General features: G+C 72.1%; 11 protein-coding genes. 10 read left to right on the top strand and 1 reads right to left on the bottom strand.

Translation table 11 applies throughout. From position 1 onward, the window contains the following. Positions 1–204: 204 nt before the first annotated feature. From glgX to ABEB03_RS35305, 8 genes are all read left to right on the top strand, one after another. Positions 205–2505, top strand: coding sequence for a glycogen debranching protein GlgX (gene glgX / locus ABEB03_RS35340; protein WP_345656981.1), 2301 nt, complete (start codon positions 205–207; stop codon positions 2503–2505). Between the two features lie 89 nt (positions 2506–2594). Further along, positions 2595–4535, top strand: a complete 1941-nt coding sequence (locus tag ABEB03_RS35335; RefSeq protein ID WP_425589345.1) for an ABC transporter ATP-binding protein — start codon at positions 2595–2597, stop codon at positions 4533–4535. Then, positions 4532–6385, top strand: a complete 1854-nt coding sequence (locus ABEB03_RS35330) for an ABC transporter ATP-binding protein (RefSeq protein ID WP_345656979.1) — start codon at positions 4532–4534, stop codon at positions 6383–6385. Before ABEB03_RS35335 ends, ABEB03_RS35330 begins: the two co-directional genes overlap by 4 nt. An 87-nt stretch (positions 6386–6472) precedes the next feature. Continuing rightward, positions 6473–8377: an ABC transporter ATP-binding protein gene (locus tag ABEB03_RS35325; protein ID WP_345656978.1), complete on the top strand. Its 1905-nt coding sequence runs from the start codon at positions 6473–6475 to the stop codon at positions 8375–8377. Then, positions 8374–10167, top strand: a complete 1794-nt coding sequence (locus tag ABEB03_RS35320) for an ABC transporter ATP-binding protein (RefSeq protein ID WP_345656976.1) — start codon at positions 8374–8376, stop codon at positions 10165–10167. Before ABEB03_RS35325 ends, ABEB03_RS35320 begins: the two co-directional genes overlap by 4 nt. A gap of 239 nt (positions 10168–10406) precedes the next feature. Then, positions 10407–12446 carry a M4 family metallopeptidase gene (locus ABEB03_RS35315; RefSeq protein WP_345656975.1) on the top strand — a complete coding sequence of 680 codons (2040 nt, stop codon included), beginning with the start codon at positions 10407–10409 and terminating at the stop codon, positions 12444–12446. A 319-nt stretch (positions 12447–12765) separates the two neighbouring features. Continuing rightward, positions 12766–14427, top strand: coding sequence for a M4 family metallopeptidase (locus ABEB03_RS35310; protein WP_345656974.1), 1662 nt, complete (start codon positions 12766–12768; stop codon positions 14425–14427). Between the two features lie 91 nt (positions 14428–14518). Next, positions 14519–15019 carry a DUF1990 family protein gene (locus ABEB03_RS35305; protein ID WP_028805898.1) on the top strand — a complete coding sequence of 167 codons (501 nt, stop codon included), beginning with the start codon at positions 14519–14521 and terminating at the stop codon, positions 15017–15019. 12 nt (positions 15020–15031) lie between these two features. Here ABEB03_RS35305 and ABEB03_RS35300 read toward each other — a convergent pair whose 3' ends face one another. After that, complete coding sequence (locus tag ABEB03_RS35300; protein ID WP_345656973.1) at positions 15032–17650, bottom strand: glycosyltransferase family 1 protein; 2619 nt, start codon at positions 17648–17650, stop codon at positions 15032–15034. A 369-nt stretch (positions 17651–18019) separates the two neighbouring features. On the opposite strand from ABEB03_RS35300, the gene ABEB03_RS35295 reads away from it, so the two are divergent. Both ABEB03_RS35295 and ABEB03_RS35290 read left to right on the top strand, forming a co-directional pair. Further along, on the top strand, positions 18020–19225 hold the full coding sequence (locus tag ABEB03_RS35295) for a S8 family peptidase (RefSeq protein ID WP_345656972.1): 1206 nt from the start codon (positions 18020–18022) through the stop codon (positions 19223–19225). A 214-nt stretch (positions 19226–19439) separates the two neighbouring features. Continuing rightward, the coding region (locus tag ABEB03_RS35290) for a maltotransferase domain-containing protein (RefSeq protein WP_345656971.1) at positions 19440–20468 on the top strand (1029 nt) is incomplete at its 3' end.

Here is a 20468-nt window from a genome sequence, read left to right as displayed (position 1 = left end):
ACCTCTGTCTTTCCGGCCGGGGGTCCGGGGTCGTCCCCGGGAACTGCGGTACACGGGTCCCAACGACCGCGCCCCTCCGGGGAAACGTGAGTGCGAGCCATGCTCTGGGCAGAACAGTGGGGAGGACGACGCGACGGGGAGCTGCGGCCGGGACTCCGTACGCCCCTTTTCCCGTCGTTCCATCGAGCCGCGGGAGGCTGACCGGTGTCGAGCGCACCCGAGCAGGAGGCCGTCCAGGAGGGACGTGCCGCGGGCGGCGGACTGCCCATGCAGTCGGCCCCCGTGTCGAACGGCGCCCGGACGCGGCAGGTCGTGCCGCCCCCCGGGGACGCCGCCGAGGCCCCGCCCGCGGCGGCACCCGCCACGGCCGTGTGGCCGGGCGCCCCGACCCCGCTGGGCGCGCGCTTCCGCGTCGGGCCGGACGGCGTCGCCGGCACCAACTTCGCCCTGTGGGCGGGCGGTGCGGAGGCCGTGGAGCTGTGCCTTTTCGACGAGCGAGGCGTGGAGACCCGCGTCCCGCTGACCGAACTCACGCATGAGATCTGGCACGGTTTCGTGCCCGACGTGCTCCCCGGCCGCCGCTACGGCTACCGCGTGCACGGCCGCTGGGATCCGTGGACGGGCGCCCGCTGGAACCCGGCGAAACTGCTCCTCGACCCGTACGCGCGTGCGGTGGACGGCGACTTCAGCCTGCCGCCCGAGGTGTACGGGCATGTGCGGGACTGGCCGCAGCAGCAGGTCGCCGACACCGTGCGCGACGACCGCGACTCGGCTCCGTACGTGCCCAAGGGCGTCGTGGTCCATGACGACGACGACTGGTCGGACGACCACCGCCCGAAGACCCCGTGGGCGGACTCGGTGATCTACGAGGTGCACGTGCGCGGATTCACCCGTCTGCACCCGGGGGTGCCGGAGGAACTGCGGGGCACCTACGCGGGTCTCGCGCACCCCGCCGCGGTCGAGCACCTGGTGAAGCTCGGGGTGACGGCGGTGGAGCTGCTGCCGGTGCACCAGTTCGCGCACGAGGACCATCTGCTGCGCAAGGGCCTGAAGAACTACTGGGGTTACAACTCGATCGGCTACTTCGCGCCGCACGCGGGGTACGCCGCCTCCGGGACGACCGGCCAGCAGGTCGGCGAGTTCAAGCGGATGGTGCGCGCGCTGCACGCGGCCGGCATCGAGGTCATCCTCGACGTGGTCTACAACCACACCGCGGAGGCGGGCGAGCTGGGCCCGATGCTGTCGCTGCGCGGCATCGACAACCGGGGGTACTACCGGCTCCAGTCGGACGCCCGCCGGTACGCCGACTACACGGGGTGCGGGAACACACTGCACGTGGTGCAGCCCCATGTGCTGCGGCTCATCACCGACTCCCTGCGCTACTGGGTGACGGAGATGGGCGTGGACGGCTTCCGGTTCGACCTGGCGGCGGCCCTGGCGCGCTCGATGCACGACGTCGACATGCTGTCGCCGTTCCTGGCCGTGATCGCCCAGGACCCGGTGCTCCGGCGCGTGAAGCTGATCGCGGAGCCCTGGGACGTGGGATCCGGGGGGTATCAGGTGGGGGCCTTCCCGCCCCTGTGGACGGAGTGGAACGACCGGTACCGCAATGCCGTGCGGGACTTCTGGCGGGGCGCGCTGCCCGACGTGCGCGACCTGGGCTACCGGCTCTCGGGGTCCAGCGACCTGTACGCGTGGGGCGGGCGGCGGCCGTACGCGTCGGTGAACTTCGTGACCGCGCACGACGGGTTCACGCTGCGGGACCTCGTCTCCTACGAGCGCAAGCACAACGAGGCGAACGGCGAGGCCAACCGCGACGGCTCCGACGACAACCGCGCCTGGAACTGCGGTGTCGAGGGGGAGACCGGCGACGACCGGGTCGGGGCGTTGCGGCGGCGGCAGCTCAGGAACCTGCTCACCACTCTGCTGCTGTCCACCGGGGTGCCGATGCTGGTCGCGGGCGACGAGTTCGGGCGGACCCAGCGCGGCAACAACAACGCGTACTGCCAGGACAACGAGATCAGCTGGGTCGACTGGTCGCACCTCGACGACCCGGGATGGCGGGCTCTGTTCGACCTCACCTCCCGGCTGATCGCCCTGCGGCACGAGCATCCGGTGCTGCGGAGGCGCGCGTTCTTCTCCGGCCGGGCGCACTCGGCGGACGGGCTGCGGGACCTGGCGTGGTTCACCGCCAGGGGAACGGAGATGACGGAGCGGGACTGGTACGCACCCGCCGCGACGCTGGGCATGTATCTGTCCGGGCGGGACATCCCGGGGCGGGACGCCCGGGGAGTGCCCGTCGTGGACGACAGCTTTCTCGCCGTGCTCCACGCCGGCGACCGGCCGGTGGGTTTCGTGCTGCCGGGGACGCCCTGGGCCGCGCGGTACGAGGTGGTCGTGGACACCTCGCGGGAGGAACAGGGGGAGGCGCCCGGCGTCGAGCACCCGGCGGGGGCCTCGATCACGGTGCCGGCGCGGTCCGTCCTGCTGCTCAGGGTCGTCTGACGGGCGGGGTGCGCCGGCTTCCGCAGTGCGGACGTGTCCGGCCAAAACTCGCTGGGCGCTGTCGGTGCCGAACCGTAGGCTCGCCGTTGATGCCCACAACAGATGCAGTGACCAAGGATCCTGCCCCGGCCGGGGACGGCGCCGGGACCCGGGACCGCGCCGCGGACGCGCGCGGTGCCGGCGCTTCGACCGTGCGCAGTCTGCTGCGCCTGTGGCCGTACGTGCGACCGGTGCGCGCGCGGCTGTTCGGCGCCGCGGGCATCGCGGTGGTCGCCTCCTGTACGGGGCTGGTGTTCCCGCTCGTCCTGAAGTGGATGGTGGACGGTCCCGTCGCCGACCGCGATCCGGCGGGCGTCTGGCTCGGCGCGCTCTGGCTGCTGCTGCTCGGCTTCGCCGAGGCGGGCCTGTTCGGACTGCGGCGGTGGCTGGTGGCCCGGCCTCTCGCGGGCGTCGAGGCGGACATGCGGGCCGACCTGTACCGGCATCTCCAGCGCCTGCCCGTCGCCTTCCACGACCGTTGGGCCTCGGGGCAGTTGCTGTCCCGGGGCACCACGGACCTGATGCTGCTGCGCATGTTCCTGGCGTTCCCGCTGACCTTCCTGCTGGTCAACGCGGTGACGATCCTCGCGGGTGTGGGCATCATGCTCGCCCAGGACTGGACGCTCGGGCTGGTGCTCCTCGCTCCCGCGGTCCCGGTGATGATCGTCTGCTGGGCCTTCGAGCGGCGCTACGCGGAGGTGGCGCGGCGGGCCCAGGACCAGGTCGGCGACCTGACGACGGTCGTCGAGGAGAGCGTCCTCGGCATCCGCATCATCAAGGGGTTCGGCCGCCATCGCAGCCAGGCCCGTGCCTTCCACGAGCTGTCCCGCACGCTGCGCGGCACGGAACTCGCCAAGGCCCGTCTGCTCGCCTCCATCTGGGCCGTCATCGTCACCCTTCCGGAGCTCGCGATCGGTGCCGCGCTCGTCCTCGGCACCGTGCAGGTCGCCGACGGCGACCTCTCCGCCGGGACGCTGGTCGCCTTCCTGTCGACGGCCCTCGCGCTGCGCTGGCCGATCGACTCCATCGGCTTCCTCCTCGCGATGAGCCAGGAGGCGGCCACCGCGACACAGCGCTATTTCGAGGTCATGGACGCCGGGCCGGAGTCCGCGGACGTCGCCGCCGTGGCGGCCGGGGACGGCGGCGGTCTCCGGTTCCGCTCGGTGCGGTTCCGCTACCCGGACGCCGCCGTGGACTCCGCCCCCGTGCTGGACGACATCGATCTGCACGTCCGCCCGGGTGAGTCGATGGCCCTGGTGGGCGCGACCGGCTCCGGCAAGACGACGCTCACGGCGCTCGTCCCCCGCCTGCACGAGGTGACCTCCGGCCGGATCACCCTGGACGGCCGGGACATCACGGCCATGCCTCGCGAGGAGCTCCGCGAACTCGTGGCGGTCGCCTTCGAGGAGCCCACCCTCTTCTCGGCGAGTGTCGGGGAGAACGTGCTCATGGGCGCGGCCGACGGTGCCGGGGAGACGGAGCTGGACCGCGCGCTGGCCGTCGCGCAGGCCGGCTTCGCGCACGGGCTGCCGAACGGCACGTCGACCCAGGTGGGCGAGCAGGGGCTGAGTCTCTCGGGCGGGCAGCGGCAACGCCTCGCCCTGGCCAGGGCGGTGGTGGGCCGTCCGCGCTTCCTGGTGCTCGACGACCCCTTGTCGGCGCTGGACGTCCACACGGAGGCCGCGGTCGAGGCGGCACTGCGCCGGGTGCTGGCCGAGACGACGGCACTGATCGTGGCGCACCGCCCGTCGACGGTGCTGCTCGCCGACCGGGTGGCCCTGCTCTCCGGAGGCCGCATCGCCGCGGTCGGCACCCATCACGAACTGCTGCGGACGAACACCGAGTACGCCTGGCTGATGTCGGGCACCGGCGGGGAACCCGGGGCCGACGGGGACACCGGCATCGGCGCAGGACCGGCGGCCGACGGGGACCTCGGCGCCGGCGCCGAGGCGGCGGACGTCACCGATCGCACGAAGGAGGACCAGCGATGACGGCGCCCACCGCCACCGCGCCGGACCAGGACCGGCCGGCTCCGGACCAGACGCGGCACGAGGACCCCTTCGACCGCGACACGCTGCCCGCTCCCCCGGGCGCGACCGCCGCGCTGCTGCGTTCCCTGCTCGCCCCGCTCCGCGCCCGCGTGGTCGTCACCACCGTCCTCCTGCTGCTCCAGCAGGCCGCGGTGCAGGCGGGCCCACTGCTGGTGGCGTACGCCATCGACCGGGCGGTGCCCGCGTTCCGGCACGACGACCACGGCCCGCTGATCGCCGTCGGTGTCGCGTACCTGCTGTGCTCGGTGGCCTCCGGAGGGCTCCAGTACGGGTTCATCATCGCCTCCGCACGGGTCAACCAGGACGTGCTGCTGGACCTGCGCGGCCGGATCTTCCGCCACGCGCAGGCGCTCAGCGTCGACTTCCACGAGCGCTACACCTCGGGCCGGCTGATCTCGCGTTCCACGACGGACGTCGAGTCGCTGCGCGAACTGCTCAGCGAAGGTCTCCAGGAACTCGTCACCGTCATCCTGTCCTTCGTCTACATCTCGGCGATGCTGCTCTGGCTGGATCTCGGCCTGGGCGCGGTCGCGGTGGTCTCGTTCGTGCCGCTGTACCTCCTGATCCGTCTCTACCAGCGCCGTGCGGGCCGTATCTTCGCGCTGCGTTCGACGGCGATCGCCGCCGTGATCGTGAAGTTCGCGGAGACGATGAACGGCATCCGCCCGGTGCGCGCCTTCCGCCGGGAGGCCGCGAACGACGCCGACTTCAAGGTTCTCAACCAGCGCCACGAGCGGACGAACGGCGACGCGCTGCTGGAGATGGCGCGCTATGTGGTCGGCTCCCGTCTGGTCGCGAACACGGCGGTCGCGGGGATCGTGCTGTGGGGCGCCGACCGGGTGGCGTCGGGTTCGCTGGAGCTCGGGGTGCTGGCCGCGGCGGTGCTCTATCTGCGCCGCCTGTACGACCCGATCGACCGGCTGGGCATGTTCCTCAACTCGTACCAGTCCGCGGCGGCCTCGCTGGAGAAGATCTCCGGTCTGCTGGCCCAGACGCCGTCCGTGCCGGAGCCGTCCGAGCCCCGCCCGCTGCCCGCTCCCCTGCGTGAACTCCCGGGCAGGGAGGTCGTCTTCGACGGGGTCCGATTCGCGTATCGCACCGGCGGCGAGGTCCTGCCCACGTTCTCGCTGACGCTGCCGGCCGGGCAGACGGTCGCCGTCGTCGGGTCGACCGGGGCGGGCAAGTCGACGCTCGCCAAGCTGCTGGCCCGCTTCTACGACCCCTCGGACGGCCGTGTCCTGCTGGACGGCGTGGATCTGCGCGAGCTGGCCCTGCCCGAGCTCCGGCGCGGTGTGGTGATGGTGACCCAGGAGGCGTTCCTGTTCTCGGGCACGGTCGCCGAGAACATCGCGATCGGCCGCCCCGACGCGGGGCGGGAGGACATCGAACGGGCCGCGAAGGCGATCGGTGCCCACGACTTCATCACCGCGCTGCCCGACGGCTACGACACGGACGTCCGTAAGAGGGGTGGCCGGATCTCGGCGGGCCAGCGGCAACTGGTGGCGTTCGCGCGGGCGTTGCTCGCCGATCCGGCCGTCCTGATCCTCGACGAGGCGACCAGTTCCCTGGACATCCCCGGCGAACGGGCGGTGCAGCGTGCCATGGCGACGGTGCTGCGGGGCCGTACCGCGGTGGTCATCGCGCACCGTCTGTCGACGGTGGAGATCGCGGACCGCGTCCTGGTGATGGAGCACGGGCGGATCGTCGAGGACGGGACGCCCGCCGAACTCGTGGCGGGTACGGGCAGGTTCGCGGACCTGCACCGTGCGTGGCGCGACAGTCTCGTCTGACGGCGGGCGGGCCGTGGGGCGGGCGAGTGCCGGGAGGAGCGGCTGCCGGGGCGGGCGGCGCGGCAGACGGACGGCGGAGGGGGACGGATGATCGACGCGTACGAGGACCCCGGGACACCGGATCGTCGTGGCGGTTGGCACTACCTGTGGTGGCTGGTCACCCGGCAGGCGGGCCGTTCGGCGGCCGGCGCGCTGGTGGCCGGGGTCTGGATGGGGCTCCTGGCGCTGACGCCGTATCTGCTGTCCCGGGCCGTCGACGACGGCCTGGAGCCGGGCGACGAGGCCGCGCTGTTCGGCTGGACCGCCGCGGTGCTGGGTGCCGGGGTGTTCAACGCCTGGCTGGGCGTCGTGCGGCACCGCATCATGACGAAGGTCCGGATGGACGCCAACTTCCGCACGGTCAAGGTCGTGGTCGGCCAGTCGGTCCGGCTGGGTGCCGCCCTGCCACGGCAGGTCGGGACCGGGGAGGTCGTGTCGATCGGCGTCGGTGACGTCCAGACGATCAGCCAGTCCCTGACGGTCGTCGGGCCCGGCGTCGCGGCGCTGCTCACCTACGGTGTGGTGGCCGCGGTGCTGCTGTCGGTCTCGCTCCAGCTCTCGGTGGTGATCCTGCTCGGTGTGCCGCTGATCGCCGTACTCGTCGGACCGCTGATGGGACGGCTCCAGGACACGGAGACGGCGTACCGCGAGCGGCAGGGCGTGCTGACCGCCCGGATCGGGGACCTCGCGGGCGGTCTGCGCGTGCTCAACGGCCTTGGCGGCAAGGGGCTGTTCGCCGACACCTTCCGCCGTGACTCGCGGGAGCTGCGGGAACAGGGGTACCGGGTCGGGGCGGTGACCAGCTGGATCCAGGCGCTGGGCATGGGGCTGCCGACGCTGTTCCTGGCCGTGGTGACCTGGCTCGCGGCCCGGCTGGCCGCCCAGGGGGAGATCACGGTCGGCGAACTGGTGTCCGTGTACGGCTACGTCGCGGTCCTGGTGCTACCGGTGGCCTTCTTCATCGAGTGCGGCTACCAGCTCGGCAGGGGGGTGGTCGCCGCCCGGCGCGTCGTGCGGTTCCTGGCCCTGGAGCCCGCCGATGTCCGCTCCGACGCGCGGGAGGCGCCCGTGTCGCCCGCGGCGCTGTACGACCCGGGGTCCGGGGTCCGGGTGGTGCCGGGGCGGCTGACCGCGCTGGCGGGGGCCCGCCCCGCGGAGTCCGAGGCCGTCGTCGACCGGCTCGGCCGGTACGCGGAGTCGGCGGTGACCTGGGGCGGCCTACGGCTCGACGAGATCACCCTGCCGCGGGTGCGTGAGCGCGTCCTGGTCGCCGACAACGAGGCCGATCTGTTCGCGGGTACCCTGCGCGAACTGGTCCGCGGGCGCCACGACCACGATGACGAGGCCGTCGCCCGTGCCGTGCACGCGGCCGTGGCGGACGACATCGTCCTCGGTCTGCCGGACGGGCTCGACTCGGTCGTCGAGGCGCAGGGCCGCAGTCTCTCGGGGGGCCAGCGGCAGCGGGTCCGCCTGGCGAGGGCGCTGCTGGCCGATCCGGAGGTGCTGCTCGCGGTCGAACCCACGTCGGCGCTGGACGCACACACCGAGGCCGCGGTCGCCGCCCGGCTGCGCGCGGCCCGCGCCGACCGCACGACCGTCGTCACCTCCACGTCCCCCCTGCTGCTCGACCAGGCGGACACCGTGCTGTACCTGGTCGACGGGAAGGTCGCTGCGAGCGGCAGCCATCGCGACCTCCTGGACGGCGAGCCGGGCTACCGGGCACTGGTGGCACGGGACACGGACCTGGTGCCACCGGGCGCGGACACAAGCACCGGCAAGGGCACCGGCACCGGGACGGACACCGGCGCCACGACCGGCGTGAGCACCGGCGCCGACTCGGGCAGCGACACCGACAGCGGCGGCCGCAGCAACCACACGGGTACGGATTCGGCCACGGGGGCCGTGGTGGACGACGAGGGGACCGTGGTGGACGCCGAGGGGGCCGTGCGATGAGTGCGCAGCTGCCCATCGCCGAGCCCGGCGACGTCCGCCGGGCGTCGGTGCGGCTGATCCGGGCGGACGGCCGGGCTTTCGCCGCCGTCCTCGGCCTCAACGCGCTGGCGGCGGCGGCCGGTCTGGTCGGTCCCTGGCTGCTCGGGCGGATCATCGACGAGGTGCGGGCCGGGCACGGCGTGGGAGTCGTGGACCGGCTCGCGTGCGTCATCCTGCTGTGCTCGCTGGCCCAGCTGCTGCTGGCCAGGTGGGCCCGGTTCGTGGGGCACCGCTTCGGGGAGCGGACGCTGGCCAGGGTGCGGGAGGAGTTCGTGGAGCGGGCGCTGTCGCTGCCGGCCTCGGTCGTGGAGCGCGCGGGCACCGGCGACCTGACCGCGCGCGGCACCGCCGACGTCACCGTGGTGGGCAACACCCTGCGCGACGCGGGCCCCGAACTGCTGATCTGCTCGGCGCAGGCCGCGTTCATCCTCGGCGCGGTGTTCGTCATCGACCCGCTGCTCGGCGGCTGCGGGGTGCTCGGTCTGGCCGGCATCTGGTTCGCTCTGCGCTGGTATCTGCGCCGGGCGCGGACCGCCTATCTCGCCGAGGGCGCGGCCACGTCCGACGTCGCCGAGATCCTCGCGGCCACCGCGTCCGGCGCCCGCACGGTGGAGGCCTTCGGTCTGGAGCGGCGCCGGATCGACGCGAGCCGGCAGGCGCTGGAGACGTCCCGCCGCAGGCGGATGCGGACGCTGTTCCTGCGCAGTGTGTTCTTCCCCGCCGTCGAGGTGTCGTACGTCGTTCCCGTGGTCGCGGTGCTGCTGGTGGGCGGTGCGCTGCTCGCGCGGGGCGTGACGAGCCTCGGCGCGGTCGTCGCCGCCACGCTGTATCTGCGCCAGCTGGCCGAGCCGCTCGACCAGATCCTGATGCGGGTCGAGCAACTCCAGGCCAGCAGTGCCTCGTTCGCCCGGGTGGAGGGGCTCGGCGCGGCCCCGCGGGCGGTGCCGGCCGGATCGCCGTCGCCGGTGGACGACCGGATCGACGTGAGGGGGGTGCACTACGCGTACGACCGCGGGGGCGAGGTGCTGAGCGGGGTCGACCTGACCGTGCGCCCCGGGGAGCGGCTGGCCGTGGTCGGGCCGTCGGGCGCCGGCAAGACCACGCTGAGCAGGCTGCTGGCGGGTGTCGACGCGCCGGGCAGCGGCACGGTGACCGTCGGGGGCGTGCCGGTCGTGGGGCTCGACCCCGAGCAGCTGCGCCGGCAGGTCGTGCTCGTCACCCAGGAGCACCACGTGTTCCTCGGTACGGTGCGCGACAACCTGCTGATCGCCGAACCCGGGGCCACGGACGCCGAGTTGTGGGCCGCCCTGGCCGCGGTGGGCGCGGACGACTGGGCCGCGGAGCTGGCGGCCGGGCTGGACACCGAGCTGGGTCCCGAGGCCCATCGGGTGGACGGCTCTCGTGCCCAGCAGCTCGCCCTGGCCCGTGTCGTGCTGGCCGACCCGCACACGCTGATCCTCGACGAGGCCACGGCCCTGCTGGACCCGGCGACCGCCCGTCACACGGAGCGCGCGCTGGCCGCCGTGCTCGAAGGGCGCACGGTCATCGCCATCGCGCACCGGCTGCACACCGCGCACGACGCCGACCGGGTCGCGGTGATGGAGGCCGGCCGGCTCACCGAACTCGGCACGCACGACGAGCTGGTGGCGGCCGAGGGGACGTATGCGGCGCTGTGGCACTCGTGGCACGGGGAGCGGCGCCGGTCCGGCCTTGTGCGTCCACCCGGCGACGAGTCCGTATACCGAACATGACATCCCGGACAACGAACCATTTCTGGCCAAGTTCCTGACGCGCTCCTGACAGAAGGTGCGATCTCCTGCCACTCTTCCCACGACCGCTTCACAGCAACCCCACAGCTCGCACCGTCGTGAAGCGCTCGCACGGCCCCATGCACCTGGTTCCGCGTACAGCCCTGTTCTGCCCGGACGGGTCACCCATCGTCCGGTCTCCCCTGGCCGCGCGACCCGCGGCCACGCAGAAGGAGTCAGTGTTGAGTAGCAGTTCCTCCCACAGACGCACCTCCCACATCACCAAGCGCCGTGTCGCCGGCGTCGCCCTCGTGGGCGTCTCCGCCCTGCTGGCCGCGGCCGTCCAGTCCGGCGCCGCGAGCGCCGCACCGGCCAAGGCACCCACGGGCAAGATCGACCCGGGCGCCGTCGCGATGAAGCTCACGCCCTCGCAGCGCGCCGAGCTGATACGCGACGCCGACTCGGCCAAGGCGGACACGGCCAAGGACCTCGGCCTCGGCGCCAAGGAAAGCCTCGTCGCCCGTGACGTCATCAAGGACCACGACGGCACCGTCCACACCCGCTACGAGCGGACGTACGACGGACTTCCGGTCCTCGGCGGCGACCTGGTGGTCGACACCGCCAAGTCCGGGAAGACCGGGCACGTCTACAAGGCGACCAAGGCCGCCATCAAGGTCGCCACGGTCGAGCCGGCCGTCGCCGCGTCCGCGGCGGAGAAGCAGGCACTGTCCGCCGCCAAGGCCGCCGGGTCGAAGAAGACCGACGCCGACCGGGCGCCCCGCAAGGTGATCTGGGCCGCCACCGGCAAGCCCGTCCTCGCCTACGAGACCGTCGTCGGCGGCCTCCAGGACGACGGCACCCCCAACGAACTGCACGTCATCACCGACGCCGCCACCGGCAAGAAGCTCTACGAGTACCAGGGCATCAAGAACGGCATCGGCAACACCCAGTACAGCGGCCAGGTGACCCTGACGACCACCCAGTCGGGTTCCACCTACACGCTGAACGACGGCGCGCGCGGCAACCACAAGACGTACAACCTGAACCGCGGCACCTCCGGCACCGGCACGCTGTTCTCGCAGACGAACGACACCTGGGGCAACGGCACCACGTCGAACGCCGCGACGGCCGGCGCAGACGCGCACTACGGTGCCGCGGAGACCTGGGACTTCTACAAGAACACCTTCGGGCGCTCCGGCATCAAGAACAACGGCGTGGGAGCGTACTCACGCGTCCACTACGGCAACGCGTACGTCAACGCGTTCTGGGACGACGGCTGCTTCTGCATGACGTACGGCGACGGCTCCGGGAACGCGGACCCGCTGACCTCGCTGGACGTGGCCGGCCACGAGATGAGCCACGGCGTCACCTCCAACACCGCGGGCCTCAACTACAGCGGCGAGTCCGGCGGCCTGAACGAGGCGACCTCCGACATCTTCGGCACCGGCGTCGAGTTCTACGCCAACAACTCGACCGACGTGGGCGACTACCTCATCGGCGAGAAGATCGACATCAACGGCGACGGCACCCCGCTGCGCTACATGGACAAGCCCAGCAAGGACGGCGCCTCCAAGGACTCCTGGTACTCCGGTGTCGGCAACGTCGACGTGCACTACTCGTCGGGTGTCGCGAACCACTTCTTCTACCTGCTGAGCGAGGGCAGCGGCGCCAAGGTCATCAACGGCGTCAGCTACAACTCGCCGACGTCGGACGGTCTTCCGGTCACCGGCATCGGCCGCGACAAGGCGCTGCAGATCTGGTACCGGGCGCTCACCACGAAGTTCACCTCGACCACCAACTACGCGGCGGCCCGCACCGGCACGCTCGCGGCGGCGGGCGAGCTGTACGGCACGACGAGCGCCGAGTACACGGCCGTGCAGAACGCCTGGGCGGCCGTGAACGTGGGCTCGCGTCCGGGCGGTGGCGGCGGCGGTACGTCGTTCGAGAACACCGCCGACGTATCAATTCCGGACAACGGCGCGGCGGTCACGTCGTCGATCACGGTCACCGGCCGTACCGGCAACGCGCCGTCGAACCTCGCGGTGAGCGTCGACATCGTGCACACCTGGCGCGGTGACCTCGTCATCGACCTGGTGGCCCCGGACGGGTCGACGTACCGCCTGAAGAACTTCAGCTCGTCCGACTCGGCAGACAACGTGAACGCGACCTACACGGTCAACGCGTCCTCCGAAGTCGCCAACGGAACCTGGAAGTTGAAGGTCCAGGACCAGGCGGCACAGGACACCGGCTACATCAACAGCTGGAAGCTGACGTTCCCGTAGACCGCACCGCGCTCCCCCGGAGCGCGTCGCGGTGACGCACAGGACAGGGCGCCGTCCCGGAGGTTCAACTCCCCGGGGCGGCGCCCTCTTTACCCGTCCGGGAGTTTGGTTTGACTCCCCTTTGAAGAAGATCGACTCCACTCCGGAGCACCGAAGCGTTCACCCAATGGTCGACTTTCGGCCAAGGTCTTTAGGGCCTCCTGACATGTACGCGCCCCAGATGGCACGCTTCCACCGCACGGCTCACCCGCACCGCAACTTCACATCGCTCGTCCGGCCACCCCAAAGCCGTCCGGGCGCCCCCACAGAAGGAGCTTGCGTGACCCCCCTCTACGCGCGTCACAAGCGCACCACTCTGGCCATCGCCACCGCCGTCGCGGCCGGAGCTCTGCTCGCCACCGGTATGACCACCGGTGCCGCCGCCCAGAACGCGGCGACCCCTGCCGGCGCGACCACCCTCGCCGGCGCCCCCGTCCAGCTCTCGGCCCCCGCGCGGACCGCCCTGATCCAGAAGGCCGACGCCGCCACGGCGGAGACGGCCCAGGAGATAGGCCTCGGCGCCAAGGAGAAGCTGGTCGTCAGAGACGTCGTCAAGGACGCCGACGGCACCGTCCACACCCGCTACGAGCGCACCTACAACGGGCTTCCGGTCCTCGGCGGCGACCTGGTCGTCCACCAGTCGAAGTCCGGCAAGGCCGAGGGCGTGACCAGGGCCACCAAGGCGGCCATCAAGGTCGCCTCGCTCAAGCCGGCGGTCACCACCGCGAAGGCCGAGAAGCAGGCGCTCACCGCCGCCAAGGCCGCGGGTTCGGAGAAGACCGCGGCCGACCAGGCGCCCCGCAAGGTGATCTGGGCCGCCACCGGCAAGCCCGTCCTGGCGTACGAGACCGTCGTCGGCGGCCTCCAGGACGACGGCACCCCCAACGAGCTGCACGTCATCACCGACGCCGCCACCGGCAAGAAGCTCTACGAGTACCAGGGCATCGAGACCGGTACCGGCAAGAGCCTCTACTCGGGCACCGTCACGCTCAACACGACCCTCTCGGGCTCGACGTACCAGCTGACCGACGGCACCCGCGGCGGCCACAAGACCTACAACAAGGCGCACGGCACCAGCTCCTCGGCCGGCACCCTGTTCACCGACGCGGACGACACCTGGGGCACCGGCTCGGCCTCCAGCTCCACCGCCGACCAGACCGCGGCAGTCGACGCCGCGTACGGCGCGCAGGTGACGTGGGACTTCTACAAGAACACCTTCGGCCGCAGCGGCATCAAGAACAACGGCGTGGCCGCGTACTCCCGCGTCCACTACGGGAACCAGTACGTCAACGCGTTCTGGGACGACAGCTGCTTCTGCATGACGTACGGCGACGGCTCCGGGAACACCCACCCGCTGACCTCGCTGGACGTGGCCGGCCACGAGATGAGCCACGGCGTCACCTCCAACACCGCGGGCCTCAACTACAGCGGCGAGTCCGGCGGCCTGAACGAGGCGACCTCCGACATCTTCGGCACCGGCGTCGAGTTCTACGCGGCGAACTCCTCCGACGTGGGCGACTACCTCATCGGTGAGAAGATCAACATCAACGGCGACGGCACCCCGCTGCGCTACATGGACAAGCCCAGCAAGGACGGCGGCTCCGCCGACTCGTGGTCCTCGGGTGTCGGCAACCTGGACGTGCACTACTCGTCGGGTGTCGCCAACCACTTCTTCTACCTCCTCTCGGAGGGCAGCGGCGCCAAGACGATCAACGGGGTCAGCTACAACTCCCCGACGTCCAACGGCACCACGGTCACCGGCATCGGCCGGGCCAAGGCGCTGCAGATCTGGTACAAGGCGCTGACGACCTACATGACGTCGACGACCAAGTACTCGGGTGCCCGCACCGCCACGCTCTCCGCGGCGTCGGCCCTGTACGGCTCCACCAGCACGGAGTACAAGACGGTCGCCGCGGCCTGGTCCGCGGTCAACGTGAACTAGTCCACGGCGTGCGGCGCGAGCCGCGCGGCCCGCTGGACGAGGCGGCACCCGGAGCGAGGGCTGCTCCGGGTGCCGCCTTACTCTGTCCCCCATGCCCTACACGTACGAGGACGTGGGCGCGACCCGCGAGGACCGCTGCCCGCCGGGCTTCCGCCGACTGCACGTGCGCGCCCGGATAGGTGAGGGCGAGGCCGTCTTCCGCCGCGCCTCCGACGCCCTGATGACCTGGGAGATGCACCGCGCCCTCGGCGTCGGTATCACCTCCGACGCGGACAAGGCGGCTCCCGGCGTCGACGTGACCGTCGGTCTCGGCCCCATCAAGGCCCCCTGCCGTGTGGTCTGGACGGCCGAGGAGCACCGGCGCACCGCCTGGGCCTACGGCACGCTGTCCGGACATCCCGAGTGCGGTGAGGAGGCGTTCGTCGTCGACCGCACCGGCGACGGGACCGTCTGGCTGACGATCACCGCCTTCAGCCGTCCGGCCAAGTGGTACGCCCGCGCGGGCGGACCGGCGACGCGGGGGCTCCAGCACGCCTACGCCCAGAGGTGCGGCAAGGTACTGCGCCGCCTGTGCGCGGGCCTGGACGAGTGAAGCCCCCGGCACTCACCGCATGAGCAGACCCGCTCCCTCCCCGGTCTCCTCGGAGGGCACCGTCACCAGGCCCAGTTCCGCACTGGACGCGAGCAGCCGGTGCGCGGGCAGGATGCGGACCGTGTAGCCGAAGGGACCCGTGCGGTCCAGGGACAGCGGCCCCTCGTAGACCCAGCGCCCGTCCAGGTCCGGCCCGCCCGCGGGTTTCAACGGCACGCACACCGCGTCCGCGATGCGGTCGTCCGTGTCGACGCGGCCGGCCACGGCCTGGACCTCGACGTCGTCGGGGGCGAGGTCGCCGAGTCCGACGCGGACGCGCAGCGAGAGCGTGGTGCCCAGTTCGGCGGTCGTGGTGGCGGCCGAGGCCTCCACGTGGTCGACGGTGACCTGCGGCCAGGCGGAGCGGACGCGGGACTTCCAGTCCGCCAGCTCGCGGGCGGTGTCCGGGGTGAGCGCGCGGTGCGCGCGCGCCGCCGGCGTGTACAGCCGCTCCACGTACTCGCGCACCATCCGGCCGGCGAGCACCTTCGGCCCGAGGTGGGTCAGCGTCCTGCGGACCATCTCGATCCAGCGGTCGGGCAGCCCGTCCCGGCCGCGCTCGTAGAAGCGGGGTGTCACGCGCTGTTCGAGGAGGTCGTAGAGGGCCGCCGCCTCCAGGTCGTCGCGGCGGTCGTCGTCGGTCGCCGTGCCGTCCGCGGTGGGGATCGCCCAGCCGAAGTCGGGCTGGAACCACTCGTCCCACCAGCCGTCCAGGACGGACAGGTTGAGGCAGCCGTTGAGGGCCGCCTTCATGCCGCTCGTGCCGCAGGCCTCCAGTGGACGCAGCGGGTTGTTCAGCCAGATGTCGCAGCCGGGGTACAGCTTCTGCGCCATCGCCATGCCGTAGTCCGGGAGGAAGACGATCCGGTGGCGCACCCGCGGGTCGTCGGCGAACCGGACCAGCTGCTGGACCAGGCGTTTGCCGCCGTCGTCCGCGGGGTGGGCCTTGCCCGCGACGACGATCTGCACCGGACGTTCGGCGTGCAGGAGGAGGTCCATGAGACGGTCGCGGTCGCGCAGCATCAGGGTCAGCCGCTTGTACGACGGGACGCGGCGCGCGAAGCCGATCGTCAGGACGTCCGGGTCCAGTACGCCGTCGATCCAGCCGAGTTCGGCCGTGCCCGCGCCGCGCTGGCGCCAGGACGCGTAGAGGCGCTCGCGCACCTCCACGACCAGCTGCTCGCGCAGGACCCGCCGCAGGTCCCAGATCTCCTGGTCCCCGATCTCGGCCACCGCGTCCCAGCGGTCCGAGCCGCCGACGGTCAGCGCGTCCTCGGTGCGCCTGCCGCCGATCTGGCGGGTGCCCAGCCGGAACACCTCGGGCGCCACCCATGTCGGTGCGTGCACGCCGTTGGTGACGGAGGTGATCGGGACCTCCTCGGGGTCGAAGCCCGGCCACAGGCCCGCGAACATCTCCCGGCTCACCTGGCCGTGCAGCAGGGAGACGCCGTTCGCGCGCTGGCCGAGCCGCAGCCCCATCACGGCCATGTTGAAGAGGTTCGGCTCGCCTCCCGGGTAGGTCTCCATGCCGAGGCCGAGGACGCGTTCGACGTCGATGCGCGGGAGCTCGGCGTCGGGGCCGAAGTGGTGGGCCACCAGCTCGCGGTCGAAGCGGTCGATCCCCGCCGGGACGGGGGTGTGCGTGGTGAAGACGGTGCCCGCCCTGACCGCTTCGAGGGCGGCCTCGAAGTCGAGTCCGCCGTCGGCGAGTTCGGCGATCCGCTCCAGGCCGAGGAAGCCCGCGTGGCCCTCGTTCGTGTGGAACACCTCGGGCGGGGCGTGGCCGGTGAGCCGACAGTACGTCCGTACCGCGCGCACACCTCCTATGCCGAGGAGCATCTCCTGGAGCAGACGGTGTTCGCTGCCGCCGCCGTACAGCCGGTCGGTCACGCCGCGCTCGCCGAAGTCGTTCTCCTCGACGTCGGAGTCGAGCATCAGGAGGGGCACGCGGCCCACCTGTGCCACCCAGATGCGGGCCCGCAGCGCCCGGCCGCCGGGCAGGGCCAGGGAGACCTGGGCGAGGGTGCCGTCGGATTCGCGCAGCGGCACCAGGGGCAGTTCGTTCGGGTCGAGGACCGGATAGTGCTCCTGCTGCCAGCCGTCGCGGGACAGGGACTGGCGGAAGTAGCCGTGCCGGTAGAGCAGTCCCACGCCGATCAGCGGGACGCCCAGGTCGCTGGCCGCCTTGAGGTGGTCGCCGGCGAGGATGCCGAGGCCGCCGGAATACTGCGGCAGCGCGGCGGTGATGCCGAACTCGGGCGAGAAATAGGCGATGGCGGAGGGGAGTTCGGCGACCTGCTGCTGGTACCAGCGGTCGCCGGTCACATACTCGCGCAGGTCGTCGGCGACCGTCGCGAGCCGGTTCAGGAAGCCCTCGTCCTGGGTGAGCTGCGCCAGCCGGGCCGGCGGCACGCTGCCGAGCAGGCGTACGGGGTCGCCGTCGGAGGCCGCCCAGCGCTCCGGGTCGACGGACTGGAACAGGTCACGGGTCTCGGCATGCCAGGACCAGCGGAGATTGCGCGCCAGGTCACTGAGCGGGTGAAGGGCTTCGGGAAGTACGGGACGTACGGTGAATCTGCGGATCGCCTTCACAGGCTGCACCTCTTTGCGCCTGGACCGGCGCCGCTGGCGCGGGCCGGTCGATCGCGGTCGGGGTACCTCAATTACGGGTGGTGCCGAGTGGTCCCTCGGAAGACCACTCCCGACGGTACCGGCCACGGCGCCGCCACCTCTACGGCGCCTCGAAGGCCGCCCCCGAACGGGCGTACTGCGTGACATCGGCGGAAACTCGCCGCAACCTTCACGTGCACTTCACGGCCGATATGGCCGATTCCGCCCGCCTGGGCGGCCTTGTGGCGCTTCACACCGCACGAGAGGCTCGCCACGTGGCGTACGGCCGGGCCTGGCCCACACCGGCCGGTCCGGCCTCCGTACGCCGAGTTGAGGAGGGGAACTCAAGCCATGGCACGGACGAGAAAGAGGCGTCTGCGCTGGACGGCGGGTCTCACCGCGGTCACGACGGCCGCGGTGCTTTCGGCCATCGCCCCACCCGCGCACGCCGCCCCGCAGGGACGGATACTCGGGGCCGGCGCACCCGGCTCCGTCAGCGGCAGCTACATCGTGACGCTCAAGGGGGGAACGAAGGCTCCGTCGTCGGCGGGAAAGGACATCGCCGCGAAGTACGGAGCGAGAATCAGCCAGACCTACGGCACGGCCCTCAACGGTTTCGCCGTGCGGGTCGGCGAGGAGCAGGCCCGGCGGCTCGCGGCGGACTCCCGCGTCGCCTCGGTCGCGCAGGACACCCGGGTGGCGCTCGACCACGTCCAGAAGAACCCGCCCTCGTGGGGCCTGGACCGGATCGACCAGCGGGACCTGCCGCTCGACAAGAGCTACACCTGGCCCGAGTCGGCGGGCGCCGGCGTGACGGCGTACGTCATCGACACGGGCATCCGGATCACGCACAAGGACTTCGGCGGCCGGGCAAGCTACGGCTGGGACTTCGTGGACAACGACCGCACGGCGAAGGACGGCAACGGCCACGGCACGCACGTCGCCGGAACCATCGTGGGCACCAAGTACGGCGTCGCCAAGAAGGCGAAGGTCGTCGCGGTCCGCGTCCTCGACAACACCGGGGCGGGCACCACCGCGCAGGTGATCGCCGGGATCGACTGGGTGACCCGGCACGCGAAGAAGCCGGCCGTCGCCAACCTCAGTCTGGGCGGGTACGCGAACGCCCAACTGGACGCCGCCGTACGCAACTCCATCGCCTCCGGTGTCACCTACGCGGTCGCGGCGGGCAACGACGGGCTGCCGGCCGGTCTGTACTCCCCGGCCCGGGTCGGCCAGGCTCTCACGGTCGGCGCGAGCGACCGCAACGACGCACGGGCCGGTTTCTCGAACACGGGTTCCGCGCTGGACCTGTTCGCCCCGGGCGTGGCGATCACCTCGGCCTCGTACGCGAGCGACACGGGCACGGCGACCTTCTCCGGAACGTCCATGGCGAGCCCACACGTCGCGGGCGCGGCGGCCCTGTACCTGGCCGGCCACAAGAAGGCCACCCCGGCGCAAGTATCCAAAGCACTGGTGAAACAGGCCGTTCCGGGAAGGATTTCGGGCGCCGGTCTCGGTTCACCGAACAAGCTCCTGCGCGTCGATCGAGCCTGGTAGGACCATGACAGGACCCCGGTGACACGGCCGTACGGGACCGGCCTCGCCCGCACTGGACGAGGCCGGTCTTGTGCGTAGACATACGCGTGAGTAGTTAACAAAGTGCCGGAATGCGCACCCGCATAGGGTGGGAAGGCTCCTCCGGTACACCCCGCAGGCCCCACCTCCCCACACCCTCATCCGCCCACCCACGTTGACGCGGACAGGAGCGGTCATGCCCGCAACGCACCAGACGTCGCCACCCCCGACGAGCACTCCCGGCACATCCGGACCAGGCAGGCCCGGCGCCGGTTCCCGCACCACGGAGAAACCCGCCACCGCGGCCGAGGACGGTTCGCCCGTCGCGGAGAAACCCTCCGCCCCCGCCGAGGGCACTTCCCGCACCACGGAGAAACCCCCCGCCCGCAGCGCCGTCCTCGCGGCAGGGCCCGCCGTCGCCGACGACGGGACGGCCGATGCCTCCGGACCGACCGTCGGGCGCATCCCCGTCCTCGACGTCCGACCGCTCGTCCACCAGGGACGACGGCCCGCGAAGGCGGTCGTCGGCGAGGCGTTCGAGATCTCGGCCACGGTCTTCCGCGAGGGCCACGACGCGGTCGCCGCCAACGTCGTCCTGCGCGATCCGGACGGACGCGCCGGCCCCTGGGCCCCGATGCGCGAACTGGCCCCCGGCACCGACCGCTGGGGCGCCACCGTGACCGCCGGGCAGGAGGGCCGCTGGACCTACACGGTCGAGGCGTGGAGCGACCCCGTCACCACCTGGCGCCACCACGCGGGCATCAAGATCCCGGCCGGGATGGACACGGAACTGGTCCTGGAGGAGGGCGCGCGCCTGTACGAGCGGGCCGCCGCCCAGGTGCCGAAGAGCAAGGGCCGCCGGGACACGCTGCTGCGCGCCGTCGACGCGTTGCGCGACGTGGACCGCCCCGCCGCGGCCCGCCTCGCCGCCGCCCTCACCCCGGAGGTGGACGCGGTCCTCGCCCGCCGCCCGCTGCGCGAACTCGTGTCGCCCTCCGAGCCGTTGCCGCTGCTGGTGGAGCGTGAGCGCGCCCTGTACGGGTCCTGGTACGAGTTCTTCCCGCGGTCGGAGAGCGGCCGGTCGGAGCGCGACCCGTCGGTCCCGGCCGTGCACGGCACCTTCCGTACGGCCGCGGAGCGGTTGCCCGCGATCGCGGCGATGGGCTTCGACGTCGTGTACCTCCCGCCGATCCACCCGATCGGCAGCACCTTCCGCAAGGGGCCG

The organism is Streptomyces siamensis (assembly GCF_039543605.1).
Taxonomy (GTDB): domain Bacteria; phylum Actinomycetota; class Actinomycetes; order Streptomycetales; family Streptomycetaceae; genus Streptomyces; species Streptomyces siamensis.
The sequence above is the reverse complement of the archived record's forward strand: the minus strand, read 5'-3'. Positions and strand labels throughout refer to the sequence as shown.

Excerpts from the sequence above, each read along its gene's own strand:
- ABEB03_RS35320 (WP_345656976.1), top strand. The coding sequence starts at position 8,374 with ATGAGTGCGCAGCTGCCCATCGCCGAGCCCGGCGACGTCCGCCGGGCG.
- ABEB03_RS35305 (WP_028805898.1), top strand. The coding sequence starts at position 14,519 with ATGCCCTACACGTACGAGGACGTGGGCGCGACCCGCGAGGACCGCTGC.
- ABEB03_RS35335 (WP_425589345.1), top strand. The coding sequence starts at position 2,595 with ATGCCCACAACAGATGCAGTGACCAAGGATCCTGCCCCGGCCGGGGAC.
- ABEB03_RS35330 (WP_345656979.1), top strand. The coding sequence starts at position 4,532 with ATGACGGCGCCCACCGCCACCGCGCCGGACCAGGACCGGCCGGCTCCG.
- ABEB03_RS35295 (WP_345656972.1), top strand. The coding sequence starts at position 18,020 with ATGGCACGGACGAGAAAGAGGCGTCTGCGCTGGACGGCGGGTCTCACC.
- ABEB03_RS35325 (WP_345656978.1), top strand. The coding sequence starts at position 6,473 with ATGATCGACGCGTACGAGGACCCCGGGACACCGGATCGTCGTGGCGGT.